Annotated in this window: 13 protein-coding genes; 3 read left to right on the forward strand and 10 right to left on the reverse strand. The window is 51.9% G+C overall.

Annotated features, from left to right (window positions below):
- Positions 1–262: 262 nt before the first annotated feature.
- Positions 263–664: a PaaI family thioesterase gene (locus tag ABID13_RS16150; RefSeq protein WP_007863187.1), complete on the forward strand. Its 402-nt coding sequence runs from the start codon at positions 263–265 to the stop codon at positions 662–664.
- Positions 665–777: 113 nt separating this feature from the next.
- Here ABID13_RS16150 and ABID13_RS16155 read toward each other — a convergent pair whose 3' ends face one another.
- From ABID13_RS16155 to ABID13_RS16175, 5 genes are read right to left on the reverse strand one after another with little or no spacing between them, the layout of a single operon-like run.
- On the reverse strand, positions 778–1200 hold the full coding sequence (locus tag ABID13_RS16155; RefSeq protein WP_007863189.1) for a hypothetical protein: 423 nt from the start codon (positions 1198–1200) through the stop codon (positions 778–780).
- A 17-nt stretch (positions 1201–1217) separates the two neighbouring features.
- Positions 1218–2516: a phenylacetate--CoA ligase family protein gene (locus tag ABID13_RS16160; RefSeq protein WP_007863191.1), complete on the reverse strand. Its 1299-nt coding sequence runs from the start codon at positions 2514–2516 to the stop codon at positions 1218–1220.
- A 36-nt stretch (positions 2517–2552) separates the two neighbouring features.
- Positions 2553–3128 (reverse strand): indolepyruvate oxidoreductase subunit beta, encoded by a 576-nt coding sequence (locus ABID13_RS16165; RefSeq protein WP_007863193.1) that lies wholly within the window; start codon positions 3126–3128, stop codon positions 2553–2555.
- Position 3129: 1 nt separating this feature from the next.
- Positions 3130–4878, reverse strand: coding sequence for an indolepyruvate ferredoxin oxidoreductase subunit alpha (iorA, locus tag ABID13_RS16170; protein ID WP_048929508.1), 1749 nt, complete (start codon positions 4876–4878; stop codon positions 3130–3132).
- A gap of 52 nt (positions 4879–4930) precedes the next feature.
- Entirely contained in the window at positions 4931–6247 is a 1317-nt protein-coding gene (locus tag ABID13_RS16175) for a phenylacetate--CoA ligase family protein (RefSeq protein ID WP_007863196.1), read from the reverse strand.
- 292 nt (positions 6248–6539) lie between these two features.
- On the opposite strand from ABID13_RS16175, the gene ABID13_RS16180 reads away from it, so the two are divergent.
- Positions 6540–7151: a class I SAM-dependent methyltransferase gene (locus ABID13_RS16180; RefSeq protein ID WP_048929509.1), complete on the forward strand. Its 612-nt coding sequence runs from the start codon at positions 6540–6542 to the stop codon at positions 7149–7151.
- A 78-nt stretch (positions 7152–7229) separates the two neighbouring features.
- Here ABID13_RS16180 and ABID13_RS16185 read toward each other — a convergent pair whose 3' ends face one another.
- Complete coding sequence (locus ABID13_RS16185) at positions 7230–7739, reverse strand: CBS domain-containing protein (protein WP_007863201.1); 510 nt, start codon at positions 7737–7739, stop codon at positions 7230–7232.
- 185 nt (positions 7740–7924) lie between these two features.
- Between ABID13_RS16185 and ABID13_RS16190 the strand changes: the two genes are divergently transcribed.
- Positions 7925–8794: a YjjW family glycine radical enzyme activase gene (locus ABID13_RS16190; protein ID WP_242849233.1), complete on the forward strand. Its 870-nt coding sequence runs from the start codon at positions 7925–7927 to the stop codon at positions 8792–8794.
- A gap of 81 nt (positions 8795–8875) precedes the next feature.
- On the opposite strand, the gene ABID13_RS16195 is transcribed toward ABID13_RS16190, so the two are convergent.
- The 4 genes from ABID13_RS16195 to ABID13_RS16210 form a co-directional block, all read right to left on the reverse strand.
- On the reverse strand, positions 8876–9631 hold the full coding sequence (locus tag ABID13_RS16195; RefSeq protein WP_007863204.1) for a M23 family metallopeptidase: 756 nt from the start codon (positions 9629–9631) through the stop codon (positions 8876–8878).
- Between the two features lie 40 nt (positions 9632–9671).
- Positions 9672–10625 (reverse strand): SpoIID/LytB domain-containing protein, encoded by a 954-nt coding sequence (locus ABID13_RS16200; RefSeq protein ID WP_048929620.1) that lies wholly within the window; start codon positions 10623–10625, stop codon positions 9672–9674.
- A 249-nt stretch (positions 10626–10874) separates the two neighbouring features.
- Entirely contained in the window at positions 10875–11915 is a 1041-nt protein-coding gene (locus tag ABID13_RS16205) for a M42 family metallopeptidase (protein WP_007863210.1), read from the reverse strand.
- A 236-nt stretch (positions 11916–12151) separates the two neighbouring features.
- Positions 12152–13648, reverse strand: coding sequence for a carboxypeptidase M32 (locus tag ABID13_RS16210; protein ID WP_007863211.1), 1497 nt, complete (start codon positions 13646–13648; stop codon positions 12152–12154).
- Positions 13649–13650 lie beyond the last annotated feature (2 nt).

Raw genomic sequence — 13650 nt, forward strand, 5'->3', positions numbered from 1 at the left:
CATGTATGAATCTAAAGAAACTGGCAATCTGGAAATGGAGAAAGGGCGGGCTAAGGAACCCCTGTTCTTTTGTCTGGATATTCGAACCAATATATCTCTATATAAAATTCAAAATGGTTCCGGGTGCATCGCACCAGGAACCATTTTGTCTACAGTCTGAGGCAGGACCCCAATGGGCCCTGCCTTTTTCTTTTCCACCATTGACAACCTGTATTTTCCTGTTATATAGTGTTTACATGCTAACAAACAGGAGGGACCAGCCATGAACAACCCGCAGGAACTGGAACAGATTCGAGAATTTTTTGCAAAGGACCGATTTGCCACGGACAATGGGGCCACAATCGAGGAAGTGGATGACGGATATGCAAAATGTTCGTTGGAAATACAACCCCACCACCTGAATGCAGCCAATACTGTCATGGGCGGAGCCATCTTCACCCTGGCAGATTTTGCCTTTGCAGTTGCATCCAACTGGAATAAACCGCTTCATGTATCCACCACCTCACAGATCACATACCTGGGAGTTGCCAGAGGCAGCCGCCTCATTGCCCAGGCACACAGGGTAAAGGAAGGCCGCAGCACCTGTTACTACCTGGTGGAGGTGACCGATGACCTGGGCAATGCGGTAGCCCATGTCACTGCCAGCGGATTCTCCAAGGGATAGGGAACGCGCCAGGTGCACATACAAAGGATAACTATACAAAGGCCAGCTATACAAAGGCCAGGCACCGCGCAAAGGGCCGGGTATCAAAACCCCGGCCCTTTTTGTATATCCGTTTACCAGCACATCTCCTCATTGCTATAGAGTACCAGCCCGCCATCTGTAATGGCCTTTGCGGCTGTCTCACCATCGGAGGCTTTTACGATCATAGCCCTTCTGTTGGCAGAAGCCAGCGCGTACATATACTCGATATTAAGTCCCTGGCCGCACAGGGTGTGGGTCATCTTGTGAAGCTCACCCACATGGTCCTCCAACTTCACGGCCAGAACATCTGTCAGCATGGCGGAAAAACCTTTCTCCCTCAGACCGTTCCTGGCCTTTTCCGGATCGGATACGATCATTCTCAGCATACCATATTCCGTGGTGTCAGCCATGCTCAACGACAGGATATTAATGTTCTCCTCCTTCAGCACTTCTGTTACCTGCTCCAGCCTTCCCTCACGGTTTTCGATGAATACAGACAATTGCTTTACAAACATAAATGTACCTGCCTTTCCTAAATCAGTGTCCTTTTATCAATCACATGTTTTGTCTTGCCCATGCTGCGCTCAATGCTCTTTGGCTCCACCAGCTTCACCTTCACTGCCAGGCCGATGGCCTCCTGGATCACGTGTGCGATCTTTCCTGTCAGATTCTCCAACTCACGGATCTCATCGGAGAAGAATCTCTCCTCCACCTCCACCTGCACCTCCAGGGTATCCAGGTTGTTGATCCTGTCCACAATGAGAAGGTAATGGGGGGTGGTCCCTCCCATTTCCAAGAGAGCCGACTCGATCTGGGATGGGAATACATTGACGCCGCGGATGATCAGCATGTCATCCGTTCTTCCTGTGAACCGTGCGATCCTGGCCGTGGTCCTGCCGCATTCACAGGGACCGTGCTCCAGGCTGGTCAGATCCTTTGTGCGGTAACGGATCAGAGGCAGTCCCTCCTTGGTAAGCGTGGAGATAACCAGCTCGCCTTCCATACCGTCCCGCAATGGCTTTAATGTGTGCTGGTCCACGATCTCGGGAAGGAAATGATCCTCATGGATGTGGAGTCCCGTGTGGTACTGGCAGTCCGTTGCCACGCCCGGCCCCATGATCTCGCTGAGGCCATAGATATCGTGGGCATGGATTCCCAGCTGACGCTCGATCTGGGCCCTCATCTTATCGGTCCATGGCTCCGCACCATTGATGGATGCCTTCAGCTTGATCTGATCCCTTACCCCCATCTCCTCAATGGTCTCCGCTATATGCAGCAGGTAGGAGGGGGTGCACATGATGCCTGTCACTCCGAAATCCACCATCATGGTAACCAGCTTCTTTGTATTTCCAGTGGACATGGGAACCACAGTGGCCCCCATCTCCTCCGCCCCGTAATGGGCTCCCAGGCCGCCGGTGAACAGACCGTATCCGTATGCCACCTGGATGGTGTCATCCCGGCCCAGGCCCGCCATGGTGATACACCTTGCCACACATTCGCTCCAGACATCGATGTCCTTGCGGGTATAGCCCACCACAGTTGCCTTTCCCGTGGTGCCGCTGGATGCATGGATACGGGTGATCTGTGAATTGGGCACTGCAAACATACCGAATGGGTATGTATCCCTCAAATCGTCCTTTGTGGTAAACGGCAGTTTATCCAGGTCCTCGATCCCCTTGATATCACCTGGCTCCAGACCCACTGCCTGCATTTTCTTCCTGTAATATTCCACATTGTGGTATACCTTATCCACCAGCTTTGCCAGCCTTGCGCTCTGCAGGTTTGTCATCTCATCCCTGCTCATACATTCCTTTGTCTCATTCCATATCATCTGACTGTAAACCCTCCGTATCTATAAAAGTCCTTCTTACAGTGAAAGCGCGTATCCGATCTCAAATGCCTGCTTATTCACCTCTATGGTCTTAGGCGGAACCGTTGTTTCGATCACGCTCAGCCAGTCCTGTTTTTCAAAGCCCATGTGCCTGGCCGCCGCCCCCAGCACTATGATGTTAAATGCCTTGGGAGCCCCCAGCTTCTTGGCCTCGGCTGTGGCTTCCACCACAATGGTCTTGCGCATCTCTTTTAAAGTATCAAGCACATTCTCGGGATAGGATGCCACTCCTGTAACCACTGTGATCGGGTCAATACGCCAGTCATTGACAATGACCACCCCGTCCTTTTTAAGGAAATGCAGATACCGCAGCGCCTCCAGACGTTCAAATGCAATGAGCACATCCGCCTGTCCTTCCTCCACAATGGGTTCGCTTACCTTTTCCCCATAGCGGACAAAGGTGACCACGCTTCCGCCTCTCTGGGCCATGCCGTGGACTTCGGACAGCTTTACATCATATCCCGCGCCTGTTGCAAGCTTTCCAAGGATACGGCTGGTCAGAAGGGTTCCCTGTCCGCCCACGCCTACGATCATAATATTCTTACAAGTCATCTTATTCACCCACCTTTATCTGCTCAATGGCATCGAATTTACACAGCTGCATGCACAGGCCGCAGCCATTGCACATGGTCTCGTCAATGGATATCAGTCCGTCCTCATTCTTTGTAAGGGCAGGGCATCCGGGCCTCAGACAGGCGCCGCACTTTTTACATTTATCCGGAACCGGTCTGCATTTGTTGGGGAACTTGATCCCTTTAAGCAGGGCACATGGAGCTTTTGTGATGATAACGGAAACAGCCTCCCTGGCCACCTCCTCTTTGATCACCTTCTCCAGCTCTGCCTGGTCAAATGCATCCACCTCGATCACATGCTCAATTCCCAGGGATTTACACAGGCCGAAAATGTTGATGGCCGGCACTACCTGCCCCTTCAATGTCTTACCCGTTGCTGCATGCTCCTGGTGTCCTGTCATGCCGGTGGTGGAGTTATCAAGGATGATGACGGTCCCCGTGGCCTGGTTATACACCATGTTCATCAGGGAATTGATACCTGTGTGCATAAAGGTGGAATCTCCGATAACAGCCACCCAGTTATGGATGTAATCCTTTCCCTTGGCCTTCTCCATTCCGTGAAGGGTGCTGATGCTGGCTCCCATACAGATGGTGGTGTCTATTACGCTTAAGGGTGCAACCGCGCCCAGTGTATAGCAGCCGATATCTCCTGCCGCATGGATCTTTAATTTGTTCAGCACAGTATACACACTTCTGTGCGGACATCCGGGACAGAGAATGGGAGGCCTTGCAGGTACTTGGGCAGCCTTATCCATTTCCGGAGTCTGTCCTAATACCCGTTCACGAATAAGGTTGGCGCTGTATTCGCCCTGTACCGTGAATATTTCCTTGCCCACTGCCTTGGTGATCCCCCATGCCTTTACCTGTTCTTCCACCACCGGCTCCAGCTCTTCAAATATGTAAAGCTTATCCACCTTTGACGCGAATTCCTCGATCAGTTTTCTTGGAAGAGGATTGACAAGGCCCAGCTTTAATACGGATGCTTCCGGCATGGCCTCCTTCACGTACTGGTAGGCAATGCCGTTTGTGATAAATCCCACGGACAGGTCGTTGTATTCCACCCGGTTGATGGGAAGTTCGTTGGCGTCCAGGGCCAGCTGCTTCATGCGGGCTTCCACCACCAGATGGCGTTTGATGGCATTTCCCGGCATCATCACGTATTTGGCAACATCCCTTTCATATGGAATGTCAAACGGCTCAGCCCGCTCCTCCAGTTCCACCACACCCTGTGAGTGGGATAATCTGGTGGTACTTCTTAAGAGGACCGGGGTATCGTATTTTTCGCTCAGATCATAGGCATATTTCATGAATTCCTTGGCCTCTGCGCTGTCGGAGGGTTCCACCACAGGAACCATGGCTGCCCTTGCAACCATACGGCTGTCCTGCTCATTCTGGGAACTGTACATGCCTGGGTCATCCGCGACCACAAGCACCATACCGCCTCTCACACCAGTGTAGGCCGCGGTATAAAGGGGGTCTGCCGCCACATTCATTCCCACATGCTTCATCACGCACATGGAGCGCACCCCTGCAATGGATGCTCCGATGGCAACCTCGGTGGCCACCTTCTCATTGGGCGCCCACTCCGCATAAATTTCATCATACTGAACAAGGGCCTCGCTTACCTCTGTACTGGGTGTGCCAGGATATGCGGCTGAGACCTTTACGCCCGCCTCATATGCGCCTCTTGCAATGGCTTCATTGCCAAGTAATATTTTTTTCTCGGACACGTTTATCTTCCTTCCTTTGCTATCATATAGTTTATCTGGGAGTCCCAGAGTATTAAACCTCGTTTTTTCCAACCCTTAAGTCAGTCACCCGCTTTGCTTTTCCTTCAAACCGCTGCAGGGTGTTGGGGGAAACAAGCTGTATCTTTGCATCCAGGCCAAGCATCATGCGCATCTTCTCCCTGAGGCTCTGGTCCAGTTTTTCCAGGGCGGCGTAGGAGTCCATCATGCTCTCCGCCTCCACTTCCACCTTAATGGTGAGAAGGTCTGAATGGTTCTTCCTGTCCACCAGGATCTCATAGTTAGGCCCGATCCCATCCGTGTTGATCAGCACTTCCTCAATCTGGCTTGGGAATACATTGACGCCGCGGATCTTCAGCATATCGTCCGTGCGGCCTGACAGGTTCTCCATCCTTGCAGTGGTGCGGCCGCATGGGCATGGCTCATACATCAGCCTTGTGATATCCCTTGTGCGGTAGCGGATCAGGGGCAGCGCCTCCTTTGTAATGCAGGTAATGACCAGTTCGCCCTTTTCCCCTGCCGGAAGCACCTGACCTGTCTTGGGGTCTATGACCTCGGCGATAAAATGGTCCTCGTTGATATGCATTCCGTTCAGCTCAAGACATTCCCCTGAAACGCCAGGCCCCATAAGCTCACTCATGCCGTAATTCTGGGTCAGGTTCACATCCTCTCCCCATACCTTGTAAAGCTCGTTCCTCATGGCCTCCGTCATCAGCTCACTGCCCAGCACAAGGCTCTTTACCTTCAGATCCTTTTTGGGATCCAGGCCCATCTCCAGTGCCACCTCCGCAATCCTCATGGCATAGGAAGGGGTTGCCACCAGAAGGGTGGTTTCAAAATCCTTCATATACATGAGCTGCTTCTGGGTGTTGCCCGTGGATGAGGGGACAATGGCTGCTCCCACCTTTTCCAGGCCGTTGTGGAGGCCCAGGGCTCCGGTAAACATACCGTATCCAAAACAGATCTGTGCCACATCCTCATCAGTGGCGCCGCCTGCCACAGCAATACGGGCCACACATTCCCTCCACACATCCAGGTCATTCTGGGTATATCCCACAACCGTGGGTTTTCCCGTGGTCCCGCTGGATGCATGGATCCTAAGCAGTTCCTTTCGCGGGACCGCAAACAGTCCGTACGGATAATTATCCCTCATATCCTGTTTGATCGTAAATGGAAGTTTCTGCAGGTCCTTCAGGGTCTGTATGTCATCCGGCTGAATGCCGGCTGCTTCCATCTTAGCCCGGTACGCGGGCACTTTTTCATAGGCCCGTTTCACCGTATCCTTTAAGCGGGTTAACTGAACGGATTCAATCTCCGCTCTGGACATCGTTTCTTCTTTTGCCCATATCATCGTTCGTCTGACCTCCTTTTCCCCGCCTGCCTTTTCTGTCACACTTTGACGTGTCAACGAATTGGCGCAGCGTAATGTCTGGCGACATTATACCATCTTTTTATAAGTTTGTCTGCTGTTTTCATGCAAATTTCATGTCAACTTTGGCAGATGAGGTCAGACGGATTTATTTTTTGCACAATTATTTCCATTTGTTACATGACGCAGCCGCCTTGTATTTCCCTTCCATGTGTGCTATGATTTTGTTAGCCCACTCTAACCGTTCACATATTATCCCCAAGGAGTGATACACATGCAAGAACCTGATAACAAAACTTATTGGCAGAAAGTCTCAAAACTATATGACCCGTTTATGAAAAGCAACTCCGGTCTTTACAAGGATATCTGCCTGCGCATCAGGCCGTACCTTTCAAAAGATATGAATGTGCTGGAACTGGCATGCGGCACCGGGCAGCTGTCCTATCCCCTTTCACGCCAGGTCCGGCTGTGGGAAGCCACCGACTTCTCAGAGGCCATGATCGCCCAGGCAAAAAAACATAACCGTTCCTCCCGCCTGCATTTTTCCGTGCTGGACGCAACGTCCCTGCCCTATGCGCCGGGAACATTTGACGCAGTAGTCATTTCCAACGCCCTCCACATCATGCCCTGTCCCCAGCAGGCCCTGGCTGAGATCAGGCGGGTGTTAAAGCCCGGCGGCCTGCTCTTTTGCCCCACCTTTGTACACGGGGAATATACAGGTTCCCGGATTCGGATGAAGCTTATGGAAAAGACCGGATTTCGTACCTATCACCAGTGGACCCAGTCCCAGTTTCTGAAATTCCTTGCCGATCATGGATTTTCAGTTGCGGAATACCGCACCCTTGACAGCGGCCGGATCCCTCTGTGCTTTGTTGTCGCCAAATAGGAAAAACCGATGGTCCGGAACTGGTACACTTTCCGGATCATCGGTTTTTTTACATTTTTCACATATGGCTGATCCTTCCTATACAAAAGCGCCTTCCTGGCTGCGCAGCTTTACCACGGCTGACAGATCCGGCTTTTTCTGCTCCCCGCCGTCCTGCTCCAGACACTTCTTGGAGCGCTCCTTTACAGTCTCACACTTCTGATAGAAATACTTGATAATATCCTTTCTGGTAATGATCCCGATAAAGCACTTCTGATCATCCAGAACCGGCACAAAGTTCTGGTTCAGGGCCTTACCGATCAAATCCTCCATATCTGCATCTGCCTTCACCGGACGGTTGTCACACCGGCGGCGGATTGCGGTCACAGGTATTCTCTCCGCCCCCTTAAGGTCCAGATTAAACTGATTCTTGATCCCCCATAACAGGTCCCCCTCTGTCAGCGTGCCCACATACCTGCCGGTCCTGCTGACAATTGGTACAGCGGAATACTTATGGTGTTCCATCTTCTCCAAAGCCTGTCTCAACGTATCATCTTCACTTATATACGCCACGTCACTTTTAGGAGTCAGGAAAAATAATATATTCATATTTTCACTCCTTCTTCCTGTATTCTCCTATTAGTATAGAATGTGGCTCTGAACCGAATGTGAACAAATTATTATAAAAATCTGAAATTTCTTAAGAAGTTAGACTTTTATAAAATCAACTTTTCCCTTAATATATAAGTAGACTATTTATGGCCGTCATTTTCAGGGCCAAAGAAGAGGTAAATATGATAACAGGATCTGCTGCAACCAATTTTATACCGTCCGTCTCAGCGCCGGTCAACCGCATTATTCCCTCCTCCCTGGTGGACGGGCCGGGCAACCGTGTGGCCATCTTTCTTCAGGGCTGCGGATTTGCCTGCAAATACTGTCACAACCCGGAGACCATCCATCTCTGCTGCCACTGCGGCACGTGTGTGGGCGTCTGTCCCACCCATGCCCTGACAGCGGAGGAGGGAACCGTCAGATGGGATCCCGCCCTGTGCTGCGGCTGCGACCAATGCATCCAGGCATGTCCCCACAGTTCCAGCCCCAAGACCAGGTACATGACACCCAACCAGGTACTGGAGGAAATAAAAAAGCCCCTTGCATTTGCAAGAGGGATCACCACTTCCGGAGGGGAATGTACCCTGCACAGCCATTTCCTGGCGCAGCTCTTCGCCAAAGTCCATGAACTGGGAAAGTCCGCATTCATAGACACCAACGGACAGGTCCCACTCAGGGACCTGCCGTGGCTGATGGAGGAGATGGACAAGGCCATGCTGGATATTAAGTCCATGGACGAAAAGGAGCACCGTATGCTCACAGGCAGTTCCATGGACCTGGTGTTAGATAACCTGGATTATCTGTTGGAGGAGGATAAGCTTTTTGAGATCAGGACCGTGGTAATACCCGGATATTTGGATAACGCACACACAGTGGACGCTGCCAGCCGGATCATTGCCCGGGTCCCCTCCGTCCGCTATAAGCTGATCCGCTTCCGCAACTGGGGCGTCCGGGGAGAGCTGGCGGACCAAGTATCTCCCTCCATGGACCTGATGGAAACACTGGCCTGCATCGCCCGCTCCAACGGGGTGGAGGATATTGTGATCATTTAAGTTGCAAACAGGAGATATGAATAAAACCGGCTGGTTTCCCGGCCGGTTTTCTGCTCGCATCCATTTTTATCCACAGGCAATTTATTCCATATAACTCAGGGGATCGACCGCCTTGTCCTGGTGCTTCATCTCAAAGAATACATTGACGCCTTCTACGGAATAATACTTGGTAGGCTCCGATACATAGCCCAGGGTCTGTCCCTCTTTCAGGTATTCTCCCTCTGCCACGCATACTTCCTTAAGCTGTCCGCAGGTTGCTGTGTATTCGTTGCCCAGATCCATAACCACATAATTTCCGATCTCCTCGTTGGAGCCAACTTCCAGGATCCTGGCATTGGCAGGTGCGGCCACCGGTGTGCTTACATCGGACTGGATGATGATTCCAGGGTTGCACTTATACTGGTCGAGGGTGGGGAAATAGATGGTCTGGTCCATGCTGTAGTCCAGAAGCACATTGCCTCTTACAGGCCACTGCATTTTGCTGGCGTCCGTAAAGTTAAGCACAAGAGCGTCCGCCGCGTCTTTTCCTGCTCCTGCCTCTGCTGCCAGGTCATTGCCCTGGTTTTCGTTCTTTGCCACGGCTGCCTGGGTAGGAGCCGGGGTAACCTTTTGTGTGTCTTTTACTGCCTCGGAAGCGCCTGCTACCTGAGGTGTCTCCGGAGCTGTTTCCTGGGCAATCATTTCTGGCTGCGGCATTTCAAGGTATGGATTTGTCTCAGTACCTTTTCCTCTTTGTACGGTAATGACACCTGCTGCGGCTACAATAGTCAGCAGGCCTAACACTAGCATGACAAGAAATAACTTATCCTTGAGCATCTGGTTTACTTTCTCTTTCACGTTTATCACCTCGGTACTATTCTTACCAAACCAAAGCGACTTATTCAGAAATGAAAGTAATATTTTTATAAAAATAACCCAGGATTTCTTCCGCCTTCCACCCCGCCTTTGCCTTCTCATTGGCAGTGGCCTGGCTCAGTCCATAACCATGTCCGATCCCCTTTGCCACCGCCCTTATGCCATCCTCATAGGACTCCATGGTAAAGCAGGCGGACTTAAGCCCCAGGGCATATTGTATCTCCTCCCCGGAGTAACCTGCATTTCCTATCTGGACCTGGTCCACATAGCCGGATTCATCCCTGGAAACAATCTGTACCGTACCCGGGACCTGGGAAATATCCACCTGGCGCGTTCCTGTCTCCCCCTCCGGAATACCGTTGATTGCGGACACAAAATCCTCCTTTGAAAATACGGCGATCTGCATGTATCCCTCCGCCTCCACATCCCCTGGACAATCCGCCGGTTCCAGATAGGGGTGGGTGAAATCCCCTTTTCTTGTCATCCCCGCCGTGGCACGGCAGAACATGGGGTCTATGCATCTGTTTTCGTAGGTCATCACCACACCGGATGTGGCCTTAACCGCATCTTCCAGCTTTTTATAATACTGAGGAAAACGGCTGGATCCCCACAGGCTTTTCAGCTGCTCCGACTCCACATAATCCATGTCCAGGGCTGACTCGGCAATCTCATTTTCCTCCCCTGCGGCCTCCATCTGACGGCAGATATAGGTGCGGGCAATAATGGCCTGGGCTTTTAGTGCCTCCGGTTCATATTCCACCGGCATCTGTCTGGCGATCACACCGGGCAGGTATTCCTCCATGTCCATATAATAGGAGCCATTGCTTCTGTCAAGGAGTATCCTGCGCCTGCCGGACACCTCCTTCTGCTGCTCATACCGCAGCTCCTCCCCCCTGATGGTGCCTGTCCATGCAAGGGTTCCCACATAGGGCACCATAAGTCCTGTGACGGCTGCCCAGATAATGCGTTTGTTCACACGATCACCTCCCTCCTGTACCGGACGATCTGCCCTGCAGCGTGTTTTAAAACCCGCCTTGGGACACGTTTGAAATGCCTCTATCATCAATATATGTCCTGTCCTCCCGCCCTATGTGTCGCCTTTTCTGCAATCCAAAAATATCGCCGCACCGGCCTGGGCCAATGGGCGATATTTAGAAAATTATATGGTTTTAACCCGCTTACAGGCGGACACGCGGGCTGCTGAAGATACAGCGTTCACAAAAGCTCACCCCAGATATGCCTGGATCAGCCTGAAGGTGTTCTCCACCCCGTCCCGGTGGCTTCTCTCATAACCGTGGGATGCGTAAACACCGGGGCCGATCAGGGCGTGGCGGATATCGTGTCCTGCTTTTAATGTGGTTTCCACATCAGAACCGTAATGGGGGTATACGTCCACCGCATATCCGATCCCCTTTCCCTTGGCCAGTTCTATAAGCCTGCAGACGATCTCGTAATTGTACGGACCCCCGCTGTCCTTGGCACAGATGGACACCTGATGTTCCGTACACTGGAGCCCTTCACCCACACATCCCATATCCACGGACCAGGCCTCGGTAACGCCCTCCGGCACCGGGGATGAACCTCCGTGCCCCACCTCCTCATATATGGTGAAATGAACGTAAACCTTGCGTTCAGGAGTCACGGATTCCTCCTTCAAATATCTGGCATATCCCATGAGGATCGCGGCTGAGAGCTTGTCATCCAGAAAACGGCTTTTAATGTAACCGGATGCAGTCACCCTTGTCCTGGGCTCAAAGCACACATAATCCCCCGGCATGATACCAAGGGCAGCCGCCTCCTCCCTGGAACTTACCTTTTCATCAATAAGGATTTCCACCGTATCCCAGGTACGTGTGGTCTGTTCATACTCCCCGTTCACATGGACCGAGGCGTTGACCAGCTGGCAGGTACCCTCGTAAATACCATTGGACTTTGTGATGATCCTTACATTCTCAGCCTCCCCGTTGGCCGGCTTCATGCCGCCTATATTGGTCAGCTGAAGCCTTCCGTTCTCCTTGATCCTGGCCACCATGGCCCCCAGCGTATCACAGTGGGCCTCTAACAGGACCGCATTCTCCGGATCCCTTCCTCCCAGGTCCGCAAGGACGCCGCCCTTTACCGTAGGCCATGCAGTGATCCCCAAGGCCTCGCATTCCTTTAACAGATATTCCCTTACCTCCCTGCCGTAGCCGGAAGGGCTGTCAATGGCAAGCAGCTTCTGCGCCTGCTCCATTATGTACTCCACATATTTTCCAGAATCTGTCATCTCATTTCTCCTTTACCTGTCCCCTTCTCCTTTACTTGCCCCCTATGACCTGAGGGTTTTCCATGAACACATGAAACCATTTTATCAGAAATACGCTGCAACAACAAGAGGCAGGGCGGGAGCATGCGCGGACATGTGCTCCCATCCTGCCTTCTGCATCTTTTTACTGCGGATTTATACTGCGGCTTTTTACTGCAGCTTTATACTGTGGCATTACACTGCGGATCCGCACACGTTCAGTCCAGTGCATAGATCTTTTTATATTTCTCCTTCAGATACCTTACATAATATTCAGGATTAAAATCTTCCCCGGTGATATCCTTTAAGAGCTGGCGGCTGGTCTTCAGCTTTCCGTACTGGTGGATGTTCTCCCTCAGGTATTCACGGATAACGTCCACCTTTCCATCTTCCAGCAGGCCCTCAAAATCCATGGTCTTTTTCATATGGTAATACAGCTGCGCCCCAAAGGCGCTGCCCAGGGCATAGGAGGGGAAGTATCCAAAGGATCCCTGGGACCAGTGGATGTCCTGGAGCACTCCCTGGGCCGGATTCTCAGGGCGTATTCCCAGATATTCCTCATATTTGTCCGCCCAGATCTCAGGCAGTTTTTCCACGTCCAGGTTTTCCTCGATGAGCATTTTCTCAATCTCATACCGGATCAGCACATGAAGGCTGTAGCTCAGTTCATCCGCCTCAGTGCGGATCAGGCCGGGCGTTACCTTGTTGATGGCTTCCACAAACCGGTCCAGGTTCACATCCCCCAGCTGCTCCGGGAACATTTCCTGTACCTTCTTATAGATAGGTACCCAGAAGGCCCGGTTGCGGCCAATGATATTCTCAAAGAACCGGGACTGGGATTCATGCATTCCCATACTGGCTCCCTGCCCCGCCGGGGTCAGGGTCAGGTCATCCCGGATTCCCAGTTCGTAGATACCATGGCCTGCTTCGTGTATGACGGAAAAAAGGGAGCTGTCCATGCAGTCCGTATAATGTGTGGTGATCCGCACATCCTTATTGTGAAGATTGGTGGTAAAAGGATGGGCGCTGACCGCCATGACGCCCCGGTCAAAGTCAAAGCCCACATACGCTGCCAGGAAACGTCCCAGCTTTTCCTGCTTCTCCTCAGAATAATCACCTGTTAAAAAGCTGTCGTCAATCTGTTTTCCATCATCCACCACCTGCTTTAGGAAGGGAACCAGTTCTTTTTTCATCAGGCTGAAAAATTCGTCCAGATTCTCCATGGAGAAGCCCTTTTCATAATCATCCAGCATGACATCGTACAGCTTTTTCCCGTTCTTTTTGCGGTAGCCTGCAAATTTCTTCTGATAATCGATCACCTTTTTAAGTGTGGGGGCAAATGCATCAAAGTCCTGTTCCTGTTTTGCCTTTGCCCACACGCTGGTGGCCCTGGCCGTCAGCCGGGCAAAGTCCTGGTATTCGTCCTGGGGGATACATTCGATCTGCTCCAGCTCCTGGGATAGTTCCCGCACATTGGCTGCCTCCGCCTGTGAAAGCCCGCCTTCCTCGCCGCACTGCTTCAGCAGTTTTCTCATCTCGTCACAGGTGACTGCCTGGAAATATTCCCCTGACAGCACACCGATCACATGGGACGTCAGTTCTCCGGCCTCCTTGGGCGCCAGCGTCTCATTGTCCCACTCAAATAAGGTCATGGCAGTCTTGATGGCCATGGCCTTGTCCATGTATGTTTTTAACTTGTCGTATGATTTTGCCATTG

The organism is Enterocloster citroniae (assembly GCF_040545455.1).
GTDB lineage: Bacteria > Bacillota > Clostridia > Lachnospirales > Lachnospiraceae > Enterocloster > Enterocloster citroniae.

What these genes read in the sequence shown, in the direction of transcription:
- ABID13_RS16165 (WP_007863193.1), bottom strand. Translation starts at nt 3,128, where the DNA reads ATGACTTGTAAGAATATTATGATCGTAGGCGTGGGCGGACAGGGAACC.
- ABID13_RS16180 (WP_048929509.1), top strand. Translation starts at nt 6,540, where the DNA reads ATGCAAGAACCTGATAACAAAACTTATTGGCAGAAAGTCTCAAAACTA.
- ABID13_RS16155 (WP_007863189.1), bottom strand. Translation starts at nt 1,200, where the DNA reads ATGTTTGTAAAGCAATTGTCTGTATTCATCGAAAACCGTGAGGGAAGG.
- ABID13_RS16160 (WP_007863191.1), bottom strand. Translation starts at nt 2,516, where the DNA reads ATGATATGGAATGAGACAAAGGAATGTATGAGCAGGGATGAGATGACA.
- ABID13_RS16185 (WP_007863201.1), bottom strand. Translation starts at nt 7,739, where the DNA reads ATGAATATATTATTTTTCCTGACTCCTAAAAGTGACGTGGCGTATATA.
- ABID13_RS16190 (WP_242849233.1), top strand. Translation starts at nt 7,925, where the DNA reads ATGATAACAGGATCTGCTGCAACCAATTTTATACCGTCCGTCTCAGCG.
- ABID13_RS16210 (WP_007863211.1), bottom strand. Translation starts at nt 13,648, where the DNA reads ATGGCAAAATCATACGACAAGTTAAAAACATACATGGACAAGGCCATG.
- ABID13_RS16205 (WP_007863210.1), bottom strand. Translation starts at nt 11,915, where the DNA reads ATGACAGATTCTGGAAAATATGTGGAGTACATAATGGAGCAGGCGCAG.
- ABID13_RS16150 (WP_007863187.1), top strand. Translation starts at nt 263, where the DNA reads ATGAACAACCCGCAGGAACTGGAACAGATTCGAGAATTTTTTGCAAAG.
- ABID13_RS16175 (WP_007863196.1), bottom strand. Translation starts at nt 6,247, where the DNA reads ATGATATGGGCAAAAGAAGAAACGATGTCCAGAGCGGAGATTGAATCC.